Source organism: Pseudomonas cuatrocienegasensis, from assembly GCF_900110925.1.
Taxonomy (GTDB): Bacteria; Pseudomonadota; Gammaproteobacteria; order Pseudomonadales; family Pseudomonadaceae; genus Aquipseudomonas; species Aquipseudomonas cuatrocienegasensis.
Genome location: NZ_FOFP01000004.1, coordinates 121,059 through 141,840, shown reverse-complemented (window position 1 = coordinate 141,840; position 20,782 = coordinate 121,059). Strand labels below are relative to the sequence as shown.

Annotated in this window: 19 protein-coding genes and 1 tRNA gene; 8 read left to right on the top strand and 12 right to left on the bottom strand. The window is 61.3% G+C overall.

Going from position 1 to position 20,782, the window contains the following annotated elements:
• Positions 1–46: 46 nt before the first annotated feature.
• From BMW49_RS07570 to trmJ, 4 genes are all read right to left on the bottom strand, one after another.
• A complete protein-coding gene (locus tag BMW49_RS07570; RefSeq protein WP_069517688.1) occupies positions 47–1,261 on the bottom strand; it encodes an IscS subfamily cysteine desulfurase in 1,215 nt (404 codons plus the stop codon).
• Between the two features lie 46 nt (positions 1,262–1,307).
• Entirely contained in the window at positions 1,308–1,799 is a 492-nt protein-coding gene (iscR, locus tag BMW49_RS07565; RefSeq protein WP_069517690.1) for a Fe-S cluster assembly transcriptional regulator IscR, read from the bottom strand.
• Between the two features lie 139 nt (positions 1,800–1,938).
• On the bottom strand, positions 1,939–2,718 hold the full coding sequence (gene cysE / locus BMW49_RS07560; RefSeq protein ID WP_069517692.1) for a serine O-acetyltransferase: 780 nt from the start codon (positions 2,716–2,718) through the stop codon (positions 1,939–1,941).
• Positions 2,711–3,490, bottom strand: coding sequence for a tRNA (cytosine(32)/uridine(32)-2'-O)-methyltransferase TrmJ (trmJ, locus tag BMW49_RS07555; RefSeq protein WP_069517694.1), 780 nt, complete (start codon positions 3,488–3,490; stop codon positions 2,711–2,713). The genes cysE and trmJ overlap by 8 nt, the downstream gene beginning before the upstream one ends.
• Before the next feature lie 412 nt (positions 3,491–3,902).
• Between trmJ and suhB the strand changes: the two genes are divergently transcribed.
• Positions 3,903–4,718 (top strand): type III secretion system regulator SuhB, encoded by an 816-nt coding sequence (gene suhB, locus BMW49_RS07550; protein ID WP_069517695.1) that lies wholly within the window; start codon positions 3,903–3,905, stop codon positions 4,716–4,718.
• A gap of 92 nt (positions 4,719–4,810) precedes the next feature.
• Here the strand turns inward: suhB and BMW49_RS07545 are convergent, their stop codons facing one another.
• The 6 genes from BMW49_RS07545 to queA all read right to left on the bottom strand — a co-directional run bounded on the left by BMW49_RS07545 (position 4,811) and on the right by queA (position 10,858).
• Positions 4,811–5,341, bottom strand: coding sequence for a glycine zipper 2TM domain-containing protein (locus BMW49_RS07545; RefSeq protein WP_069517697.1), 531 nt, complete (start codon positions 5,339–5,341; stop codon positions 4,811–4,813).
• 118 nt (positions 5,342–5,459) lie between these two features.
• Positions 5,460–6,365: a protein translocase subunit SecF gene (gene secF, locus BMW49_RS07540; RefSeq protein ID WP_069517699.1), complete on the bottom strand. Its 906-nt coding sequence runs from the start codon at positions 6,363–6,365 to the stop codon at positions 5,460–5,462.
• A 9-nt stretch (positions 6,366–6,374) separates the two neighbouring features.
• Complete coding sequence (gene secD / locus BMW49_RS07535; protein ID WP_069517706.1) at positions 6,375–8,243, bottom strand: protein translocase subunit SecD; 1,869 nt, start codon at positions 8,241–8,243, stop codon at positions 6,375–6,377.
• A gap of 62 nt (positions 8,244–8,305) precedes the next feature.
• A complete protein-coding gene (yajC, locus tag BMW49_RS07530; RefSeq protein WP_069517707.1) occupies positions 8,306–8,638 on the bottom strand; it encodes a preprotein translocase subunit YajC in 333 nt (110 codons plus the stop codon).
• Between the two features lie 40 nt (positions 8,639–8,678).
• Positions 8,679–9,794 (bottom strand): tRNA guanosine(34) transglycosylase Tgt, encoded by a 1,116-nt coding sequence (gene tgt / locus BMW49_RS07525; RefSeq protein WP_170829041.1) that lies wholly within the window; start codon positions 9,792–9,794, stop codon positions 8,679–8,681.
• A gap of 14 nt (positions 9,795–9,808) precedes the next feature.
• The gene (queA, locus tag BMW49_RS07520) at positions 9,809–10,858 is read right to left on the bottom strand and encodes a tRNA preQ1(34) S-adenosylmethionine ribosyltransferase-isomerase QueA (protein WP_069517709.1); all 1,050 of its coding nucleotides are present in this window, start codon (positions 10,856–10,858) and stop codon (positions 9,809–9,811) included.
• Between the two features lie 116 nt (positions 10,859–10,974).
• Between queA and BMW49_RS07515 the strand changes: the two genes are divergently transcribed.
• The 3 genes from BMW49_RS07515 to BMW49_RS07505 all read left to right on the top strand — a co-directional run bounded on the left by BMW49_RS07515 (position 10,975) and on the right by BMW49_RS07505 (position 12,180).
• Positions 10,975–11,059: transfer RNA gene (locus BMW49_RS07515), tRNA-Leu, on the top strand.
• A 309-nt stretch (positions 11,060–11,368) separates the two neighbouring features.
• The gene (locus BMW49_RS07510) at positions 11,369–11,581 is read left to right on the top strand and encodes a cold-shock protein (RefSeq protein ID WP_069517710.1); all 213 of its coding nucleotides are present in this window, start codon (positions 11,369–11,371) and stop codon (positions 11,579–11,581) included.
• Between the two features lie 101 nt (positions 11,582–11,682).
• Positions 11,683–12,180: an RDD family protein gene (locus tag BMW49_RS07505; protein WP_069517711.1), complete on the top strand. Its 498-nt coding sequence runs from the start codon at positions 11,683–11,685 to the stop codon at positions 12,178–12,180.
• A gap of 323 nt (positions 12,181–12,503) precedes the next feature.
• On the opposite strand, the gene lptG is transcribed toward BMW49_RS07505, so the two are convergent.
• Together lptG and lptF are read right to left on the bottom strand one after the other, a co-directional pair.
• On the bottom strand, positions 12,504–13,565 hold the full coding sequence (gene lptG, locus BMW49_RS07500; protein WP_069517713.1) for an LPS export ABC transporter permease LptG: 1,062 nt from the start codon (positions 13,563–13,565) through the stop codon (positions 12,504–12,506).
• Positions 13,558–14,679: an LPS export ABC transporter permease LptF gene (lptF, locus tag BMW49_RS07495; RefSeq protein WP_069517715.1), complete on the bottom strand. Its 1,122-nt coding sequence runs from the start codon at positions 14,677–14,679 to the stop codon at positions 13,558–13,560. The genes lptG and lptF overlap by 8 nt, the downstream gene beginning before the upstream one ends.
• 143 nt (positions 14,680–14,822) lie before the next feature.
• On the opposite strand from lptF, the gene BMW49_RS07490 reads away from it, so the two are divergent.
• The 4 genes from BMW49_RS07490 (at position 14,823) to BMW49_RS07475 (ending at position 20,295) form a co-directional block, all read left to right on the top strand.
• Positions 14,823–16,313: a leucyl aminopeptidase gene (locus BMW49_RS07490; protein WP_069517717.1), complete on the top strand. Its 1,491-nt coding sequence runs from the start codon at positions 14,823–14,825 to the stop codon at positions 16,311–16,313.
• Positions 16,314–16,423: 110 nt separating this feature from the next.
• Positions 16,424–16,843: a DNA polymerase III subunit chi gene (locus BMW49_RS07485; protein ID WP_069517719.1), complete on the top strand. Its 420-nt coding sequence runs from the start codon at positions 16,424–16,426 to the stop codon at positions 16,841–16,843.
• Between the two features lie 7 nt (positions 16,844–16,850).
• Positions 16,851–17,249 (top strand): DNA polymerase III subunit chi, encoded by a 399-nt coding sequence (locus BMW49_RS07480; protein ID WP_069517722.1) that lies wholly within the window; start codon positions 16,851–16,853, stop codon positions 17,247–17,249.
• A 214-nt stretch (positions 17,250–17,463) separates the two neighbouring features.
• Positions 17,464–20,295 (top strand): valine--tRNA ligase, encoded by a 2,832-nt coding sequence (locus BMW49_RS07475; RefSeq protein ID WP_069517724.1) that lies wholly within the window; start codon positions 17,464–17,466, stop codon positions 20,293–20,295.
• Positions 20,296–20,782 lie beyond the last annotated feature (487 nt).

Genomic DNA, 20,782 nt, shown 5'->3' with positions numbered 1-20,782 from the left:
TTGGTATTCCTTCCTCATCAGAGAGTCGCTCTTGCTCGGCGACTACTTAGTGCGCCGCCCACTCGATCTTGGAGATGTCGACGCCGTCTTTGTACATATCCCAAAGCGGCGACAACTCGCGCAGCTTGGTGACTGCCTCGCACACTTTCTGCGCGGCATAATCGACTTCTTCATCAGTGGTGAAGCGGCCGAAGGTAAAGCGGATAGAACTGTGTGCCAGCTCGTCATTGCGGCCCAGGGCACGCAGCACGTAGGACGGCTCCAGCGAAGCCGAGGTACAGGCCGAGCCGGAGGAAACCGCGAGGTCCTTGAGCGCCATGATCAGCGACTCGCCCTCAACGTAGTTGAAGCTCAGGTTGAGGTTGTGCGGCACACGGGCAGTCATGCTGCCGTTGACGTACAGCTCTTCCAGGCCATCAACTTGCTTAAAGAAGCGATCGCGCAGCGCCAGAATACGCAGGTTTTCCTGGGCCATTTCTTCCTTGGCGATACGGAATGCCTCACCCATGCCGACGCACTGGTGGGTGGCCAGGGTGCCGGAGCGCATGCCACGCTCGTGACCGCCACCGTGGGTCTGCGCTTCCAGACGCACGCGCGGCTTGCGGCGCACGTAGAGCGCGCCAACGCCTTTGGGGCCGTAGGTCTTGTGTGCGGAGAAGGACATCAGGTCGACCTTGAGCTTGTCCAGGTCGATCTCCACCTTGCCGGTCGACTGGGCCGCATCGACATGTAGGAAGACGCCGCGCGAACGGGTCAACTCACCGATTGCGCCAATGTCATTGATGGTGCCGACCTCGTTATTCACGTGCATCAGCGACACCAGAATGGTGTCTTCGCGCAGCGCCGCCTCGACCATGGCAGGGGTAACCAGGCCATCTTCGCCCGGCTCGATATAGGTCACTTCAAACCCCTCACGCTCGAGTTGGCGGGTGGTGTCCAACACCGCCTTGTGCTCGATCTTCGAGGTAATGATGTGCTTACCCTTGTTGCTGTAGAAGTGCGCAATGCCCTTGATCGCCAGGTTGTTCGACTCGGTCGCACCCGAGGTCCAAACAATCTCACGGGGGTCGGCATTGACCAGCTCGGCGACCTGGCGACGAGCGTTCTCAACCGCTTCCTCGGCCTTCCAGCCAAAGACGTGGGAGCGCGACGCCGGGTTACCGAAGTTGCCGTCAACCAGCAGGCAGTCGCTCATCTTTTGCGCCACGCGCGGGTCGACCGGCGTGGTCGCAGAGTAATCAAGGTAAATAGGCAATTTCATCAGTTCTCTCCTATCAGGTCGGGCCACGGCAGGCCTGCCTCTGCCATCAATCGACGACAGACGCTTGTATCTTGTCCAGCTGCGGCGTCCTGCCGTTGCAACGGCGCTGATCCTGGCGCTGGGCGACTTCTTGTACTTCGCGGCGAGTGACCAGGTCGGCCAGACTGATGCCACTGAGAAATTCATGAATCTGCTGACTGAGGTCACACCACAGGTGATGAGTCAGGCAGGTGTCGCCCGCATGGCAATCACCCTGCCCCTGACAGCGCGTGGCATCGACCGACTCGTTGACCGCGTCGATCACCTCGGCCACCTGAATACCCTGCATGGCCCGCGACAGCTGATAACCGCCACCCGGACCCCGCACACTGGAAACCAGATTGCCGCGGCGCAGCTTGGCGAACAACTGTTCCAGATACGAAAGGGAAATGCCCTGACGCTCAGAAATATCGGCGAGGGAAACCGGCCCATGCTGCGCGTGCAACGCCAGATCCAACATGGCGGTGACGGCGTATCGGCCTTTAGTAGTCAGTCGCATCGGAGGGTTACCACGGAATTACAATGTGACGCGAGTATGCAATTCCCGAGTATTTAAGTCAACTATAAGCCCGATAGTTTTAGTCGGGTTTAGCAGCTTTGAAGGGCGCATAGGATAGCAAATCACCGCGCCCCTTGCATTAGGCGCGCGGCGCCTCACCGGGGTCACGGCAGACCCCGGCAAAGTCTTCGTCACGCAGGGCCGGCAGGTCCTTTGCGCAATAATCGCTGCCCAACCCTTGCAAAGCCTTGCACATGCCCTCCAGACGCCCATCGACGGCATGCAGATGATCGAGCAACTGGCCAATCGCCCGCGCCACCGGGTCCGGCATGTCCTGGCCAACGCCGTAAGCGTCGAACCCCAGTTTGCTGGCCATGGCCTGACGCCGCTCGGCCTGCTCGTCATTCAGCGGCACGATAATGCGTGCCGGAATACCGACCGCCGTAGCGCCCGCCGGCACAGCCTTGGTCACCACGGCATTGGAACCAATCTTCGCACCAGCACCCACCGTGAAAGGCCCCAGCACCTTGGCACCAGCCCCGACCACCACACCATCCTCCAGCGTCGGGTGGCGTTTGCCCGCATCCCAGCTCGTGCCACCCAGGGTTACCCCCTGATAGAGCGTCACGTCATTGCCGATCTCGGCGGTTTCGCCGATGACGATGCCCATGCCATGGTCGATAAAAAAGCGCCGCCCGATACGCGCGCCTGGGTGAATCTCGATACCGGTCATCCAGCGTGCAAAGTTCGACACCACCCGCGCCAGCCACTTCCACTCCCGCCGCCACAACGCGTGCGCTGCCCGGTGCAGCCAGACGGCATGCAGACCGGGATAGCAGGTCACCACCTCGAGCGTGTTGCGCGCTGCCGGGTCACGATGAAATACACTTCGCACGTCTTCACGCATTTGCTCAAACATCGCCCTGCCCCCGCTTGTGATGCTTGCCCTGCGCCGCCTTCAAGGTTTCCGTCAGCACGCCACGCAGGATATTCATTTCCAGCTTACTGATGCCTGCACGGCCATACAGGCGCCGTAGCCGACTCATCAGATGACGCGGCTTGGCCGGGTCGAGAAAGCCGATCTCAACCAGCGTGGCCTCCAGGTGCGCGTAGTAGGATTCCAGTTCGTCCGCCGTAGCCGGCTGGGTATTGAGCTCGGTCGTACCCTCTACCTTGGCCATCTTGCTCGGCAAACCTTCGGCCGCCAGCCAGGCCATGCGCACTTCATAACAAAGCACCTGGACCGCCGCTGCCAGATTCAGCGAACTGAACGTCGGGTCGGACGGGATATGCACATGGTACTGACAGCGCTGCAGCTCTTCATTGGTCAGCCCCGCATACTCACGACCGAAGACCATCGCGACCTCACCACCGATTGCCGCCTGCTCACAGGCAGCGTTACCGCACTCGCGCGGGTCGAGCATCGGCCAGGGAATACGGCGATCCCGCGCACTGGTGCCAACGACCAGGTTGCAGCCGACCAAGGCCTCCTCCAGCGTCGCCACCACCTGCGCAGAATCAAGGATATCGGTGGCGCCAGAAGCGCGCGCATTGGCCTCCTCACTCGGGAAGTCGATTGGATCGACCAGGACCAGGCGCGACAGCCCCATATTCTTCATGGCGCGCGCAGCTCCACCGATATTGCCGGGATGACTGGTGTTGACCAGAACCACTCGAATGTTCTGCAGCAAAACAGGCGCTCACATGTCTGGCGAAGGGGCGTCAAATCTTACAGAAGCACCGGGACCAATGCCATGCAACGCGCAGACACCTCTTCATCTGCCGAGGGTCTGTTGCCGCTTCGTTCGCAGCCGCGCCGGAGCCAGTTTTAGCGCGAGGCAAGGCACGAGATGCGAAGTTTAGCCGGCTAAATGAGCCATCGAGAAACGCAGCATCGCGCTAAAACTGGCCCGGCCCTTCGGGTTGCGCGCCAAATCTCGCCATGCGTTGTTGGAGGACTTGGCAAGGGAACAACCATTACCTGCGCCCGCCGCCTAGCCTGGCGAGATTTTGCGCGGCAACGCGGCTCGCGACGAAACGGCAACAGACCCTATTTTTTCTGCTAACATGGCCGGCTTTCTTTAACGACCCAGGTGAACATCCATGCAGCCCATGCTGAATATCGCGCTGCGCGCAGCCCGTAGCGCCGGTGAAATGATCTTCCGCTCGATCGAACGCTTGGACGTCATCTCGGTCGACGAGAAAGATGCCAAAGACTACGTGACTGAAATCGACCGCTCGGCCGAGCAGTTGATCATTCAGGCGCTGCGCAAGGCCTACCCGACCCACGGTTTTCTGGGCGAGGAAGGCGGCCTGATCCCCGGCAGCGGCGAAGGCGCCGACTATCTGTGGATCATCGACCCGCTGGATGGCACCACCAACTTCGTACGCGGTGTACCGCACTTCGCCGTCAGCCTGGCGTGCAAGTACCGTGGTCGCCTGGAGCATGCTGTGGTCATCGACCCGGTGCGCCAGGAAGAATTCACCGCCAGCCGCGGTCGTGGCGCCGCCCTCAATGGCCGCCGCCTGCGCGTCAGCCCGCGCAAGAGCCTGGAAGGCGCCCTGCTGGGTACCGGCTTCCCGTTCCGCGACAGCCAACTGGACAATCTGGACAACTACCTGAATATGTTCCGCAGCCTGGTTGGCCAGACCGCCGGCGTGCGCCGCGCCGGCGCTGCGAGCCTGGACCTGGCTTATGTCGCTGCCGGGCGCTTCGATGCGTTCTGGGAGTTCGGCCTGTCGGAGTGGGACATGGCTGCAGGTGCACTACTGATTCAGGAAGCAGGCGGCCTGGTCAGCGACTTCAGCGGCGGCCACGAATTCCTCGAGAAAGGCCAGATCGTTGCCGGCAACACCAAGTGCTTCAAAGCCGTACTCACAGCGATCCAGCCGCACCTGTCGGCTTCGCTCAAGCGCTAAGCTTAAACGGCAGCAAAAAACCGGCGCTAAGCCGGTTTTTTTACGCCCACGAAAAAGGCGCCCATCAGGCGCCTTGTTCGTAGGGTTAACGCTTACTGCGTGGCCAGTACCAGCTTGCCGTCTTCGACCGGGATGCGACTACCCGGGTCTTTGTCCATGCGCACCTGACCAACCTTGCCGTCGAGTTCGTACTTCACGTTATAGCCCACCAGCTTTTCACTGGTATCGGTCACCGTGTTGCAGCGCGTCTCTGTGGTGGTGTAGGTGTCACCAGCCTGCATGTTGCCTTGCACCTGATTGCCGGCGTAACCACCACCGACTGCACCCGCAACCGTTGCGATCTTCTTGCCAGTACCGCCACCCACCTGATTACCCAGCAAGCCGCCAACCACTGCACCGATGGCGGTGCCGGCGATGCGATGCTGATCCTGTACGGGCTTCTGACGCGTGACCGCTACGTCTTTGCACTCCTCACGCGGCGTACGAATGGTTTCGTTGATCGGTTCTACCGCCAGGACCTCAGCGTAATCCGGACCACCCACCAAGCTGTAAGTGGCAACAGCACCACCGGCGGTTACACCGACAGCACCCAACACCGCACCCACCAACAAAGACTTGTTCATAGCTAACTCCTGACTCTCTTTTATCGGCTTCTCGCCTTATACCCAGCCTTGGACAGGGTTAAGGCGAGGCAAGTTCAGCCCCACGAGAAATTGTCTGAACCTGCACAACCAAAGAGACTCAAGGCCGCTCGTCGACCTCCTCGGTCGCCACCGGCGGAATCAGGTCGTCGACGCTGAGGTTCAGCCAGATCAGTACCACGTTGGCGATATACACCGACGAATAAGTACCGGCGAACACACCGATGAACAGCGCAAAGGAGAAGCCGAACAGGTTATCGCCTGCGAACATCAGCAGCGCGCCAATTGCCAACAAGGTGGAGATCGAGGTCGCCAGGGTGCGCAGCAGGGTTTGCGTGGTCGAGATGTTGATGTTCTCGATCAGCGTTGCCTTGCGCAGCACGCGGAAGTTCTCCCGCACCCGGTCGAAGACCACGATGGTGTCGTTCAGCGAGTAGCCGATGATCGCCAGCAGCGCAGCCAGCACCGTCAGGTCGAAGGTAATCTGGAACAACGCCAGCACACCCAGCGTGACGATAACGTCATGCACCAGGGAGACGATGGCACCCAGCGCGAATTTCCACTGAAAGCGGAAAGCCAGGTACAGCATGATGCCGCCCAGCGCCAGCAGCATGCCGAGGCCGCCCTGGTCACGCAGTTCCTCACCAACCTGCGGGCCGACGAACTCGACCTTCTTGACCACGAGCTGATCACCGCCTTTCTGCAACACAGCCGCAACCTTGTTGCCCAGCTCAGGGTCGTCACCCTGCATGCGCACCACGATATCGGTGGTCGCACCAAAGCTCTGCACCACGGCGTCGCCGAAGCCACCGGCGGCCAGTTGCTCACGCACCTTGCCCAGATCAGCAGGCTGCTCATAGCCCAGTTCGATCTGCGTACCGCCAGTAAAGTCGAGGCCAAAATTCAGGCCCTTGAACGCGACGGCACCAATGGCCACCAGCGTCAGGACCACGGTCATGGCGAACGCAAGGTTGCGCACGCCCATGAAGTTGATCGTACGATTCATGTCAGCCCCTTAAATCCACAACTTCTTGAAGTCACGGCCGCCGTAGATCAGGTTGACCATGGCACGTGTCACCAGAATCGCGGTGAACATTGATGTCAGGATGCCCAGCGACAGTGTCACGGCAAAGCCCTTGACCGGCCCGGTGCCCATGGCGAACAGAATGCCGCCGACCAGCAGGGTGGTCAGGTTGGCGTCGATAATCGCCGAGAACGCCCGATCAAAGCCCTCATGGATCGCGCGCTGCACCGACAGGCCATTGGCAATCTCCTCACGAATCCGCGAGAAGATCAGCACGTTGGCGTCCACCGCCATACCCATGGTCAGCACGATACCGGCAATACCCGGCAGGGTGAGGGTCGCACTCAGCAGCGACATCAACGCCAGCAACATGACCATGTTCAGCGCCAGCGCCACCGTTGCCAGCACACCGAAGAAACGGTAGATGGCAATGATAAACAGCGACACGAACAGCATGCCCCACAGCGAAGCACTGACACCCTTGGTGATGTTGTCAGCGCCCAGGCTCGGGCCGATGGTACGTTCTTCAGCGAAGTACATCGGCGCCGCCAGGCCACCAGCCCGCAGCAGCAGAGCCAGCTCACTCGACTCGCCCGGGCCATTCAGGCCGGTAATGCGGAACTGGCTACCAAGCGGTGACTGGATGGTTGCCAGGCTGATGATGCGCTTCTCTTCGGTGAACACCGGCACCGCCACTTCCTGCTCGACGCCATCGACCAGCTCACGCGTGTAACGCGTGCTTGGTTTCTGCTCGATAAAGATCACCGCCATGCTGCGCCCGACGTTATTGCGGGTGGCGCGGTTCATCAGGTCGCCGCCATGGCCATCGAGACGAATGTTGACCTGCGGCCGGCCATTCTCATCGAAACTGGCCTGGGCATCGGTCACCTGGTCACCAGTGATGATCAGCTCACGCTCAAGCTGTGCCGGCGGGCGACCCTCTTCGCGAAACTCGAAAGCCTCGGTCGAGGCACGCGAAGCATCCGGGCCTGCGGCCAGACGGAACTCCAGGTTGGCGGTCTTGCCGAGGATACGCTTGGCTTCAGCGGTATCCTGCACACCCGGCAGTTCGACGACGATACGGTTGGCACCCTGGCGCTGGACCAGCGGCTCGGCCACGCCCAGCTCGTTGACCCGGTTGCGTACTGTGGTGAGGTTCTGGCGGATCGAATATTCGCGAATTTCTGCCAGCTTGGCCTGGGTCAGAGCCAGACGCAGGACCTGCTGACCACCACGCTCGGCAGCGGTCATTTCGAAATCGGTGAAGTCCTTGCGGATCAGGCTCTGCGCCTTCTCCAGGCTATCGGCGTCGGCAAAGCCGAGCTGAATCGCGCCATTGAGTTCAGGCAGGCTGCGGTAGCGCACACGCTCCTTGCGCAGCAGGCTCTTGACCTCGCCTTCGTACACCTTGCGACGGGCTTCGAGGGCTTTCTCCATGTCGACTTCCAGCAGGAAGTGCACACCACCGGAGAGGTCCAGACCCAGCTTCATCGGGCTGGCGCCAATGCTGCGCAACCAGTCCGGCGTGGTCTGCGCCAGGTTCAGCGCGACAACGTAATCGTCGCCCAAAGCTTTGCGGACCACATCTTTGGCCGGCAACTGGTCTTCGGCATTGGTCAGGCGCAACAGGCCACCGCGGCCCGCTTCAGCCACTTCCTGACCTTTGACCTCGATACCGGCTTCGCTCAGCGCACGGCTCGCACGCGCCAGATCGGCCTGCTCGATCAGCTTGGCGCTGCTGGTGCCGCTGATCTGGATCGCCGGGTCATCCGGGTAGAGGTTAGGCGCTGAATAAATGAAGCCGATCGCCAGCACAGCCAGGATCAGCAGGTATTTCCAGAATGGGAATCTATTGAGCATGACGCCGCCCGTTATGACGCGGGGCGCCTGAAGCGCCCCGTCGAATGGTGAAAGTGTGCTGCTTAGATAGCCTTGAGCGTGCCTTTAGGCAGGGTCGCCGCGATGGCTACTTTCTGGATCTTCAGCTCGACGGTGTCGGACACTTCGATCACAACGAAGTCATCAGTTACCTTGTTGACCTTGCCGGCGATACCGCCGCTGGTCACCACTTCGTCGCCCTTTTGCAGGCTGCCGAGCAGGTTCTTGTGCTCTTTGGCGCGTTTGGCCTGGGGACGCCAGATCATCAGGTAGAAGATGACCAGGAAGCCGAGCAGGAATACCCACTCAAAACCGGAACCAGCAGGACCGGCCGGAACAGCGCCGTCAGCGTATGCAGCAGGGATCAAAAAGTTCATGTAGCACTCCTAATAAAAGGGGGATCAGAAAGAGGTGTCATCAGTCCAGCGGCGGCACTGGCAGGCCCCGCCGGGCGTAGAAGGCGTCGACAAAGGCGGCCAATGTACCCTGTTGAATAGCCTCGCGCAAACCAGCCATCAGGCGCTGATAGTGGCGTAAGTTGTGGATTGTATTGAGCATACTGCCCAACATTTCACCGCACTTGTCGAGGTGATGAAGATACGCCCGCGAGAAGTGTTTACAGGTGTAACAGTCGCAGGTCGAATCCAGGGGTGAGTCGTCATGGCGATGGAAGGCGTTGCGGATCTTCAGCACGCCGGTCTCCACGAATAGATGACCGTTGCGCGCATTGCGGGTCGGCATCACGCAGTCGAACATGTCCACGCCGCGGCGCACACCTTCGACCAGGTCTTCCGGCTTGCCTACGCCCATCAGGTAGCGCGGCTTATCGGCCGGCAACTCGGCGGGCAGATAATCCAGCACCTTGATCATTTCATCTTTGGGCTCGCCGACCGACAGGCCGCCAATGGCATACCCATCGAAACCGATCTGCTCCAGCCCATCCAGAGAGACTTTGCGCAGCTCTTCATACATGCCGCCCTGAACGATGCCGAACAGCGCCGCCGTGCTGTCGCCATGGGCCTCCTTGGAGCGCTTGGCCCAGCGCAGGGACAGCTCCATGGAGCGCTTGGCCACATCGAACTCGGCCGGATAGGGCGTGCATTCGTCGAAGATCATCACGATGTCCGAGCCCAGGTCGCGCTGCACCTGCATCGACTCTTCCGGCCCCATGAAGACCTTGGCGCCATCCACCGGCGAGGCGAAGTACACGCCCTCCTCCTTGATCTTGCGCATGGCGCCCAGGCTGAACACCTGGAAGCCACCGGAGTCGGTGAGGATCGGCCCCTGCCACTGCATGAAATCGTGCAGATCACCATGCTTCTTGATGACCTCAGTGCCCGGACGCAGCCACAGGTGAAAGGTATTGCCGAGGATGATCTGCGCGCCCGTCGCCTCGATGTCGCGCGGCAGCATGCCCTTGACCGTGCCATAGGTGCCCACCGGCATAAAGGCCGGGGTCTCGACCACACCCCGCGGGAAGGTCACACGCCCACGGCGCGCCTTGCCGTCGGTGGCCAACAACTCGAAAGACATGCGGCAGGTGCGCGTCATAGAACATCCTCGGGACCGCGGGGCGCGGGGTTGCGGGTGATAAACATGGCATCGCCATAACTGAAGAAGCGATAACCCTCGGCCACGGCCGCCTGGTAGGCCGCCATGGTTTCGGGGTACCCGGCGAACGCCGACACCAGCATCAGCAGGGTCGACTCCGGCAAGTGGAAATTGGTGACCAGGGCATCGACCACATGCAGCGGACGTCCCGGATAGATAAAGATATCGGTGTCGCCACTGAACACCTGCAGCTCACCGCTGCGCGCCGCACTCTCCAGCGAACGCACGCTGGTGGTGCCCACGGCGATCACCCGGCCACCACGTGCGCGGCAAGCTGCAACGGCATCGACCACGGTTTGATCGACCTCGAGCCACTCGCTGTGCATGTGATGGTCTTCGATGCGCTCGACGCGCACCGGCTGAAAAGTGCCGGCCCCCACATGCAGGGTCACGAAGGCCGTGGCCACGCCCATCTCGGCGATGGATGCGAGCAGCGCCTGATCGAAATGCAACCCGGCGGTGGGCGCGGCGACCGCACCGGCGCGCTCGGCGTACACCGTCTGATAACGCTCGCGGTCAGCGCTGTCATCGGCCCGGTCTATATAAGGAGGCAGCGGCATATGGCCGACACGCTCAAGCAGCGGCAGAACCTCTTCGCTGAAGCGCAGCTCGAACAGTGCATCATGCCGGGCGACCATCTCGGCCTCGCCACCGCCATCGATAAGAATCATCGAACCCGGCTTGGGCGACTTGCTCGCGCGAACATGGGCGAGTACGCGATGGCTATCGAGCACTCGCTCAACCAGAACTTCCAGCTTGCCGCCGCTGGCCTTCTGCCCAAACAGCCGCGCCGGAATCACCCGGGTGTTGTTGAATACCATCAGATCGCCCGGACGCAGGTACTCCAGCAGATCGCTGAACTGGCGGTGGGCGAGCGTGCCCGTAGGCCCGTCGAGCACCAGCAGGCGGCTGGCGCGCCGCTCGGCCAGCGGGTAACGGGCGATAAGAGCGTCAGGCAGCTCGAAGTGAAAATCGGCAACACGCATGATGGCTATAAGGGGTCATTCAGCAAGGGCGCAAGAGCTTACCGGAAATGCTGCACGCTGACCACGCAAGTGCATTGACCAACCTCAATACCATCCCTATACTGCGCCGCCATTGTGCCCCGGTGGCGGAACCGGTAGACGCGGCGGATTCAAAATCCGTTTTCGAAAGAAGTGGGAGTTCGAGTCTCCCCCGGGGCACCATTCTTATCAGCCAGGCTGGCATCCACGCCAGCGGCTAGCAGACAATCCTCGAGTTGTCGCAAACCTCTCCGAAACAGCCCATATCAGCCATGCTAGAGCGCGGCCTGGCAGGGGTTGGCATTTGCCTTTGAGTTGGCGTAGAGTTCGGCCAACTGTGTTTGCATGGGTCGCCGTGAATCGTGACCTGGTGCAGTAGATCTTCAGATCCGCTACATCCCGCTCGACTTCTATTACTCCTTGCAACCAGTTTCAGCCCTCCGTTATTCGGATGGAGGCTGTCATTAACTCAAGTTCCAAGGAAATTCAGACATGTCGAATCGTCAGAGCGGTACCGTCAAGTGGTTTAACGACGAAAAAGGTTTTGGTTTTATCACGCCTGAAAGCGGTCCGGATCTGTTCGTGCACTTCCGCGCGATCCAAGGCAACGGCTTCAAGAGCCTGAAAGAAGGCCAGAAAGTCAGCTTTATCGCGGTGCAAGGGCAAAAAGGCATGCAGGCTGACGAAGTGCAAATCCAGGAGTAATCCTGCCGCACTGAAAACCCCTGATGGTGACATCAGGGGTTTTTTTATGCCCCGACCCGGCTACCCTGTGAGCCCGCCGCAACTGCCATACGAGCCTGACCATGTCCAACCACCTGCTGAGCCCGCAGGGCGACTATCCCGCCGCCGGCCTGATCCGCCGCCTTGCTGCCCTGTTCTATGACTTTTTACTCTGTGTGGCCCTTGTCATGGTCGTCACCCTGATCTACCAACAGGGCGTGCTGCGCCTGATTTATGGTGGCGAGACGCTAATGGCCATGTCCCAGGCCGGCCAACTGGACCGTGATCCGATCCTGGCTAGCCTGGTATTGCTCAGCCTGTTCGCCTTCTTCGCCAAGTTCTGGACCCATAATGGCCAGACCCTCGGCATGCAGGCCTGGGGCCTGCGCGTGCAGAACGCCGACGGTCGCGCGATCGACCTCTGGCAGGCGCTACTGCGCTTCGTCGTGGCGATCGGCTCCTGGCTAATCGTGGGCCTCGGCTTTCTCTGGATCCTCTGGGATAAGCAGAACCGCAGTTGGCACGACATCTACTCCGACAGCCGCATCGTGCAACTGCCAAAGAACGCGCACAAGAAATAGCAGGCATGAAACCAATTGGCGGCCGCAACCCTCTTGGGATTTTGTAGCGAATGGGACGCTCAGCCTTTATTCACGACGGTGTCGTGGATTTCGCGAATAAATTCCTACACTGGACGCAATAGCTAACAGCATTGGCTGCTGCAGCCGCATGCAGGTCATACGCCGCCCCGGCGCGAAGCTTTTGGTCTCTCTGCTATATCGCTGAATGGGCGCTATTCGCCGCGAGGGCGACTCCGACGAGAAGCTGCGACACCATGTAACAGGCCAAGACGTAGGCATGAAAAAGCCGGCAAACGCCGGCTTTTCAATGCTGCTGCCGCGCCCTACCCCGCTCGACGCAGCAACCAGGCACCCGCCAGAGCGCAGATGGCGGCAGGGATCAACACGGCCAGCAGCGGCGGAAAGCCAAACACCAGGCTCGACGGCCCGAGCAGGTCCTGGCTGATCTTGAACACGAAGCCCACCAGCACCCCGGTAAACACCCGCTGCCCAAGGGTCACCGAACGCAGCGGGCCGAAGATGAAGGAAATCGCCATCACCACCAGGGCTGCAGTGACCACCGGCTGCAGGATCTTGGTCCAGAATGCCAGCCAGTACTGCCCGTTGTTCAACCCCTGCTCGCTCAGGTACTGGATGTAACGCCACAGTCCGGTAATCGACAGCGCCTCAGGCTCCAGCACCACGGTGCCGAGTAACTGCGGCTCAAGCTCGATATCCCAGCGCTCGGTCGGCAACTTGACCACCTCACTGCTGCGTTCGCCAAAACGTGTGGTGGCGACATCTTCGAGCTGCCAGTGGTCACCCTGAAACTGCGCGCGCCGGGCGAAGCTGGCCGACTGCATGCGCCGCTCCTCGTCGAACTGATAGCGCGTCACCCCAAACAGCACGCCATCCGGCTGCACGGCGTTGATGTGCACGAACTCCTGCCCCTGGCGGTGCCACAGACCACGCTTTGCGCTTTGCGCTTCGCCGCTGCCCTGGGCCATGGAGCGATTCGCCTGGGCAACGTTCTCGCTCCAGGGAGCCAGATACTCACCAATCAGCACCCCGACCAGCATCAGCACCAGCATCGGCCTCATCACCGCCCAAACGATGCGCGAGATGGATACCCCCGCCGCGCGCATGATGGTCAGTTCACTGTTGCTCGCCAGGGTGCCGAGGCCGATCAGGCAGCCAATCAGCGCAGCCATGGGCAGCATTTCGTAGAGCCGCCGCGGCAGCGTCAGCAGCACATACCAGGCGGCGTCGAGCAGCCCATAGCTGCCCTCCACATCCCCAAGCTCATCAATGAATGCAAACAGCAGGGCCAGGCCGACGATCACGCCGAGCACACCGAGAATGGCGAAGAACACCTGCGTACCGATATAACGATCCAACTTAACCACGGGCCATCTCCTGTCCCACACGGCGACTCGCCCACTTCAGGCGCAAGGGTTCCCAATACAGCAGCAACAGGCCAATCGCCAGGAAGATGCCATGCACCCACCAGAGCCCCAGGGTCGGCGGGATGCGGCCTTTATCCAGGGCGCCGCGGGCAGCGATCAACAGGGCCAGGTAAGCCATGTACAGCAAAATGGCCGGCAGCAATTTTAGGAAGCGGCCCTGGCGCGGATTGACTCGCGACAGCGGCACCGCCATCAGCGTCACGATAAACACCAGCAGCGGCAACGACAGACGCCACTGCAACTCGGATTGATGGCGCAGGTTATCGCTGCCGATCAGCTGGGACGTTGGAATCGCCTCGCGCTCGCTGATGTCAGCGTTAACCGAAGGCTTGGGTAGCAACACGCCATAGGTGTCGTATTGGATAGAGCGGTAATCGGCCTGACCGGGGTTGCCGTCATAGCGGTAACCGTTTTCCAGAATCAGATAACGGCTGCCGTCGGCTTGAATCTCCTGACGCCCGCGCTCGGCCACCAGTACGCTGATGCCACGCTCCTTGTCGCCGGCCCGCGACAGGCGCTTGTCGGAAATGAAGATACCGCCCAGTTCGCTGCGGTCTTCGCTAAGCGACTGGGTATAGGTGACACGCGAGCCGTCCTTCATTGACTGGAAACGCCCAGGCACTAGGGTATCGAACTCAGTCAGGGCGTCCTGCTCGTTGAGGATCCGCGCGACCTGGGCAACGCCCTGGGGCGCCAGCCCCATGCTCAGCCAGGCGACCAGCAAGGCCACGATCAGCGCGGGCGACAGGCTGTAAAGCATCAGCCGTTGCTGGCTCATGCCGGTGGCCGAGAGCACGGTCATTTCGCTGTCCAGATAGAGCCGGCCGTACGCCAAGAGGATGCCGAGAAACAGCCCCAGTGGCAGGATCAGTTGCAAGAAGCCGGGCATGCGAAAGCCCATGATCAGAAACAGCACACCCGGATCGAGTACGCCCTGGGCAGCCTGCGCCAGGTATTTGATGAAACGACCACTCATGATGATCACCAACAACACGGCGGTCACCGCGCTGAGGGTCCACAGCACTTCTCGGGACAAATAACGGAAGACGATCAAACCAGACACTCCAGGGTTGTCAGGCTCAGGCGGCTATGCTCAAACTAGCCGCACTGCTTGCCGGTTCGCACAACGGACGAACCATTGAAAAAATAACCGCCATTATCCTGCAATACCGACTCGTTGTCTTGGGAACCATACGCATGGAATTTATTGTCAAAAGCGCACGTCCAGAAACACTGAAAACTGCCACCCTGGTTATCCCCGTCGCCGAAGGTGGCGCATTGGGTGTTACTGCCCAGGCCATCGACGCCGCCAGTGGTGGCGCACTCAGTGCTCTGCTCAAGCGCGGTGACCTGGCCGGCAAGCTCGGCCAGACCCTGCTGGCCCACAACCTGCCGGGCCTCAAGGCGGAGCGGGTACTGCTGGTTGGCCACGGCAAAGAAGCCGAACTCTCTGACCGTCAATTGCGCAAATTGCTCAACGCTACCCACGGCGCCCTGAAAAATCTCAGTGGCAAGGACGCCAGCCTGGCCCTGACCGACATAAAGGTCAAAGGCCGCGACGCCCACGGTATCGCCCGTCTGCTGGTAGAAACCCTGGCCGATGGCACTTACCAGTTCGACCGTTTCAAGAGCCAGAAAGCCGAAGCCAGCCCGCTGAAGAAAGTCACCCTGCTGACCGACAAGGCCAATCAGGCAGCTGTTGAACAGGCTACCCAACAGGCCGTTGCCATTGCTGCCGGCATGGCCCTGACCAAAGACCTCGGCAACCTGCCGCCCAACCTCTGCCACCCCAGCTTTCTCGCCGAGCAAGCCAAGGACCTGGCCAAGGCCTACAAGGGCCTCAAGGTTGAAATCCTCGATGAGAAGAAACTCCAGGCCCTCGGCGCTGGCGCCTTCCTTGCCGTCGGCCAGGGCAGCGAGCAACCGCCACGGCTGATCGTGCTCAACTACCAGGGCGGCAAAAAGGGCGAGCAGCCGTATGCCCTGGTGGGCAAAGGCATCACCTTCGACACCGGCGGCATCAGCATCAAGCCCGCTGCCGGCATGGACGAAATGAAGTACGACATGTGCGGCGCGGCCAGCGTGTTCGGCACCCTCAAAGCCGTGCTGGAGCTGCAACTGCCGATCAACCTGGTGTGCCTGCTGGCCTGCGCCGAGAACATGCCCAGCGGTCGCGCCACCCGTCCTGGCGACATCGTCACCACCATGAGTGGGCAGACCGTGGAGATTCTCAACACCGACGCCGAAGGCCGCCTGGTGCTGTGCGACACCCTGACCTACGCCGAACGCTTCAAGCCCAAGGCGGTGATCGATATCGCCACCCTCACCGGCGCCTGCATCGTCGCCCTGGGCAGCAATGCTTCGGGTTTGATGGGCAACAATGACGAGCTGGTGCAGCAGTTGCTCAGCGCCGGCCAGCACGCCGACGACCGCGCCTGGCAACTGCCGCTGTTCGATGAGTACCAGGAGCAGCTCGACAGCCCGTTCGCCGACATCGCCAATATCGGCGGGCCAAAAGCCGGTACCATCACCGCCGGCTGCTTCCTCTCGCGCTTCGCCAAGGCCTATAACTGGGCGCACCTGGACATCGCCGGTACGGCATGGATCAGCGGCGGCAAGGAAAAAGGCGCAACCGGCCGCCCGGTGCCGATGCTGACCCAATACCTGATCGACCGCAGCAACGCCTGACAGCGAGCTACAAGCGGCGCACGGACCTGAAAACCCGCGCGTCGCTTTTGCGCTTTTACTTGCGGCCTGAAGCTTGCGGCCTGCAGCTTTAAGCCTGAGACTTCTCCGCCATGTCCCGAATCGAATTTTACGTGTTGCCCTCCGCAACCTCTGCCGAGCGCCTGCGCGCCGCGTGTCAGTTGGCGATGAAAGCCTGGCGCGCCGGGCTGCCGGTGTTTTTGCGTGGCGAAGATGCCGCACAATGCAACGAACTGGATGCCCTGTTGTGGGCCTTCAAAGCCGAGGCTTTCGTGCCCCACGCCCTGCACCAGGACGACCCCAGTGCACCGGTGGTGATTGGCCTGGACCAGCCACCCGAAGTGGGCCAGGGCGTGCTGATCAACCTTAGCGACCAGCTGTCGGCGCATATCGCGCAGTTCAGTCGGGTCATCGAGATCGTCAACCAGGCCCCCGAACGACTGGCCGCGTGCCGCGAGAATTTCCGCCGTTACCGCCAACAAGGCTATGACCCCCAACGAGTTGAACTCTGAAAGAACCATGGACACCCCCAAACCTGCACACCCGCCCGTCCAGTTGCTGAACGACCTGGAGTCGATCCGCGAACTGCTCGGCGAGCAAAACGACGAACCGCCACTGCTGCTCGATAGCCTCGACCCGGACAGCATCCCGCTGCTCTCGGATATCGTCACGCCCGCGATTCCAGCCACCGTGGCGAGCGAACCCGCGCCGGCCAACCTGACCGAAAGCCTGCGCAACACGGTGCAACGCAGCATCAGTCGCGACAGCGAACTCAACCGCCTGGACAGCGAATTACGCGCCGCCGCGCAGTTGATCCTGCAGGACGTGATCGACGACTTCGTGCCGCAGATCGAAGCAGAACTCAAACGCCGCCTGGACGCCCGCCTCAGCCGCCTGCTGCCACCGCGTAAACCCTAACAACCGCGATACGTCTCGGTGGCAGTGCGTAGGGTGGATCACGCGTTATCGATCCACCGTTCTGCAGGATTGAAGGCAGACGCCTCGCCCCGAGACGCCGCGATACAAAAACCCCCAAGCTATGCCGCCGATCAAAGCGGCGCTTATAGCGGGCGGCGCAAGGCGCTATACTTGGCGGCTTTTCCGTCTAGCCGTCATAAGGGTCCCGCCGCGCATGGACAAGACCTACCAGCCGCACGCCATTGAAACCGCCCTGTACCAGAACTGGGAGGCGAATAACTATTTCGCTCCGCAGGGTGCAGGCGAGCCCTACACCATCATGATCCCGCCGCCGAACGTCACCGGCAGCCTGCACATGGGCCATGGTTTCAACAACTCGATCATGGATGCGCTGATCCGTTTCCGCCGCATGCAGGGCCGCAACACCCTGTGGCAGCCGGGCACCGACCACGCCGGTATCGCCACCCAGATGGTGGTTGAGCGCCAACTGGCCGCCGACGGCATTGGTCGTCACGACCTGGGCCGTGAGAAATTCCTGGAGAAAGTCTGGGAGTGGAAGGAACAGTCCGGCGGCACCATCACCCGGCAGATCCGTCGCCTGGGCAGCTCGGTGGACTGGTCGCGCGAGCGTTTCACCATGGACGACGGCCTGTCCGAGTCGGTGAAAGAAGCCTTCGTGCGCCTGCACAAAGACGGCCTGATCTACCGCGGCAAGCGCCTGGTCAACTGGGACACCAAGTTCCACACCGCCATCTCTGACCTCGAAGTGGAAAGCCACGACGAGAAAGGCAGCCTGTGGAACCTGCGCTACCCGCTGGCCGACGGCAACAAAACCGCCGACGGCAAGGATTACCTGATCGTTGCCACCACGCGCCCGGAAACCATGCTTGGCGACAGCGCCGTCGCGGTAAACCCGAGTGACGAGCGCTATCAAGCGCTGATCGGCACCTTCGTCGAACTGCCGCTGGTTGGCCGCCGTATCCCGATCATCGCCGACGATTACTGCGACCCTGAATTCGGCACCGGCTGCGTGAAAATCACCCCGGCTCACGATTTCAACGACTATGAAGTCGGTAAGCGCCACAACCTGCCGCTGCTGAATATCTTCGACAAAAACGCCGCCGTGCTTGCGCAGGTCCAGGCGTTCAATGTCGATGGCAGCGTCAACAGCCAGATCGACTGCAGCCTGCCGGCCGAATACGCCGGCCTGGATCGTTTCGAGGCGCGCAAGCAGATCGTTGCCGCCTTCGAGGCCGCTGGCCTCTTGGAAAGCATCGACGCCCACGCCCTGAAAGTACCGAAAGGCGACCGCTCCGGCACCATCATCGAGCCGTGGCTGACCGACCAGTGGTACGTCAGCACCAAGCCGCTGGCCGAAAAAGCCATCGCCGTGGTCGAAAGTGGTGAAATCCAGTTCGTGCCCAAGCAGTACGAAAACATGTACTTCAGCTGGATGCGTGACATTCAGGACTGGTGCATCAGCCGTCAGCTCTGGTGGGGCCACCGCATCCCGGCCTGGTACGACGATGCCGGCAATGTATATGTTGGTCGCGACGAGGCGGAAGTACGCGCTGAAAACAACCTTGGTGACGCCAACCTGCGCCAGGATGAAGACGTTCTCGACACCTGGTTCAGCTCCGGCCTGTGGACCTTCTCCACCCTCGGCTGGCCGCAACAGACTGAAGAACTGAAGACCTTCCACCCCACCGACGTGCTGGTGACTGGCTTCGATATCATCTTCTTCTGGGTCGCCCGGATGATCATGCTGTCGACCCACCTGACCGGGCAGATCCCGTTCAAGACCGTGTACGTGCACGGCCTGGTGCGCGATGGCCAGGGTCAGAAGATGTCCAAGTCCAAGGGCAACGTGCTTGACCCGCTGGATATCGTCGATGGCATCAGCCTGGATGAGCTGCTGGAGAAACGCACCAGCGGCATGATGCAGCCCAAGCTCGCCGAGAAGATCGCCAAGCAGACCCGCACCGAGTTCCCCGAAGGCATCGCCGCCTACGGCACCGACGCCCTGCGCTTTACCAACCTGGCGCTGGCCTCCACCGGTCGTGACATCAAGTTCGACATGGGCCGCGTCGAGGGTTACCGCAACTTCTGTAACAAGATCTGGAACGCCGCCAACTTCGTGCTGGAAAACACCGACGGCCAGGACACTGGCGTCAACGGTGAGCCGGTCGAGTTGTCCTCGGTGGACCGCTGGATCATCTCCGCCCTGCAGCGCACTGAGGCCGACGTCACCCGTCACCTCGATGCCTTCCGCTTCGACCTGGCCGCGCAGACGCTGTACGAGTTCATCTGGGACGAGTACTGCGCCTGGTACCTGGAGCTGGTCAAGCCGGTGCTGTGGGACGAGAGCGCACCGATCGAGCGTCAGCGCGGCACCCGCCGCACGCTGATTCGCGTGCTGGAAGTGGCGCTGCGCCTGGCCCACCCGTTTATGCCGTTTATCACCGAAGAAATCTGGCAGCGCATCAAGGCCCAGGCTGGCGTCAGCGGCGACACCATCATGCTGCAGGCCTGGCCGGTGGCGAATGAGAGCCGCATCGACGCTGCTGCTGAAGGCGATATCGAGTGGGTCAAGCAGTTGATGCTCGGTCTGCGGCAGATCCGTGGCGAGATGAAAATCTCCATGGCCAAGCGCATCGATATCATCCTGCAGAACGCCAGCGCAGAAGACCTGCGCCGCCTGGCCGACAACGCGCCGCTGCTCAACAAGCTGGCCAAGCTGGAGTCGGTACGGGTGCTGGAAGCGGGCGAAGAAGCGCCGATGTCCGCCACCACGCTGGTTGGCGATATGCAGGTGCTGGTGCCGATGGCCGGGCTGATCGACAAGGACGCCGAACTGGCGCGCCTGGACAAGGAGATCGCCCGCCTCTCCGGTGAAGTGCAGCGCGTCGGCGGCAAGCTGAGCAACGAAGGCTTTGTCGCCAAGGCACCGGCCGAAGTACTCGATAAAGAGCGCGCCAAGCTGGCCGAGGCCGAACAGGCCCTGAGCAAGATGGTCGAGCAGCGCGGCAAGATCGCCGCCCTCTGACGGCCTGTGCGTCACCGAAAACCGCGCCCTCAACGGCGCGGTTTTTTTTGGCCCTGCCCTTCTCGCCTGAAAAGCTCGCCGCTAAAGCGCCTCCCACAAGAATCGCGCTGCCCACACCACCGTGGGAGGGGCTTTAGCCGCGACAGAACCGCCCCTAACCGGCGCACTTTTTTGCCCGTTTTTTCAGCAGCTGAACAAACCAGCCACGCCTTCCCCGCCTGAAAAGCTCGCCGCTAAAGCGCCTCCCACAACAGTCGCGCTACCCACACCCGTGGGAGGGGCTTTAGCCGCGACAGAGCCGCGCCTTAGCCGGCGCGGACTTTTTTGCCTGTTTCAGCAGCTGAACAAACCAGCCACGCCTTCCCCGCCTGAAAAGCTCGCCGCTAAAGCGCCTCCCACAACAGTCGCGCTACCCACACCCGTGGGAGGGGCTTTAGCCGCGACAGAGCCGCGCCTTAGCCGGCGCGGACTTTTTTGCCTGTTTTTT

Coding starts and splice junctions, on each gene's coding strand:
- BMW49_RS07570 (WP_069517688.1), bottom strand. CDS start 1,261: ATGAAATTGCCTATTTACCTTGATTACTCTGCGACCACGCCGGTCGAC.
- iscR (WP_069517690.1), bottom strand. CDS start 1,799: ATGCGACTGACTACTAAAGGCCGATACGCCGTCACCGCCATGTTGGAT.
- cysE (WP_069517692.1), bottom strand. CDS start 2,718: ATGTTTGAGCAAATGCGTGAAGACGTGCGAAGTGTATTTCATCGTGAC.
- suhB (WP_069517695.1), top strand. CDS start 3,903: ATGCAGCCCATGCTGAATATCGCGCTGCGCGCAGCCCGTAGCGCCGGT.
- BMW49_RS07545 (WP_069517697.1), bottom strand. CDS start 5,341: ATGAACAAGTCTTTGTTGGTGGGTGCGGTGTTGGGTGCTGTCGGTGTA.
- secF (WP_069517699.1), bottom strand. CDS start 6,365: ATGAATCGTACGATCAACTTCATGGGCGTGCGCAACCTTGCGTTCGCC.
- secD (WP_069517706.1), bottom strand. CDS start 8,243: ATGCTCAATAGATTCCCATTCTGGAAATACCTGCTGATCCTGGCTGTG.
- yajC (WP_069517707.1), bottom strand. CDS start 8,638: ATGAACTTTTTGATCCCTGCTGCATACGCTGACGGCGCTGTTCCGGCC.
- tgt (WP_170829041.1), bottom strand. CDS start 9,794: ATGTCTTTCGAGTTGTTGGCCACCGACGGCAAGGCGCGCCGTGGGCGT.
- queA (WP_069517709.1), bottom strand. CDS start 10,858: ATGCGTGTTGCCGATTTTCACTTCGAGCTGCCTGACGCTCTTATCGCC.
- BMW49_RS07510 (WP_069517710.1), top strand. CDS start 11,369: ATGTCGAATCGTCAGAGCGGTACCGTCAAGTGGTTTAACGACGAAAAA.
- BMW49_RS07505 (WP_069517711.1), top strand. CDS start 11,683: ATGTCCAACCACCTGCTGAGCCCGCAGGGCGACTATCCCGCCGCCGGC.
- BMW49_RS07490 (WP_069517717.1), top strand. CDS start 14,823: ATGGAATTTATTGTCAAAAGCGCACGTCCAGAAACACTGAAAACTGCC.
- BMW49_RS07485 (WP_069517719.1), top strand. CDS start 16,424: ATGTCCCGAATCGAATTTTACGTGTTGCCCTCCGCAACCTCTGCCGAG.
- BMW49_RS07480 (WP_069517722.1), top strand. CDS start 16,851: ATGGACACCCCCAAACCTGCACACCCGCCCGTCCAGTTGCTGAACGAC.
- BMW49_RS07475 (WP_069517724.1), top strand. CDS start 17,464: ATGGACAAGACCTACCAGCCGCACGCCATTGAAACCGCCCTGTACCAG.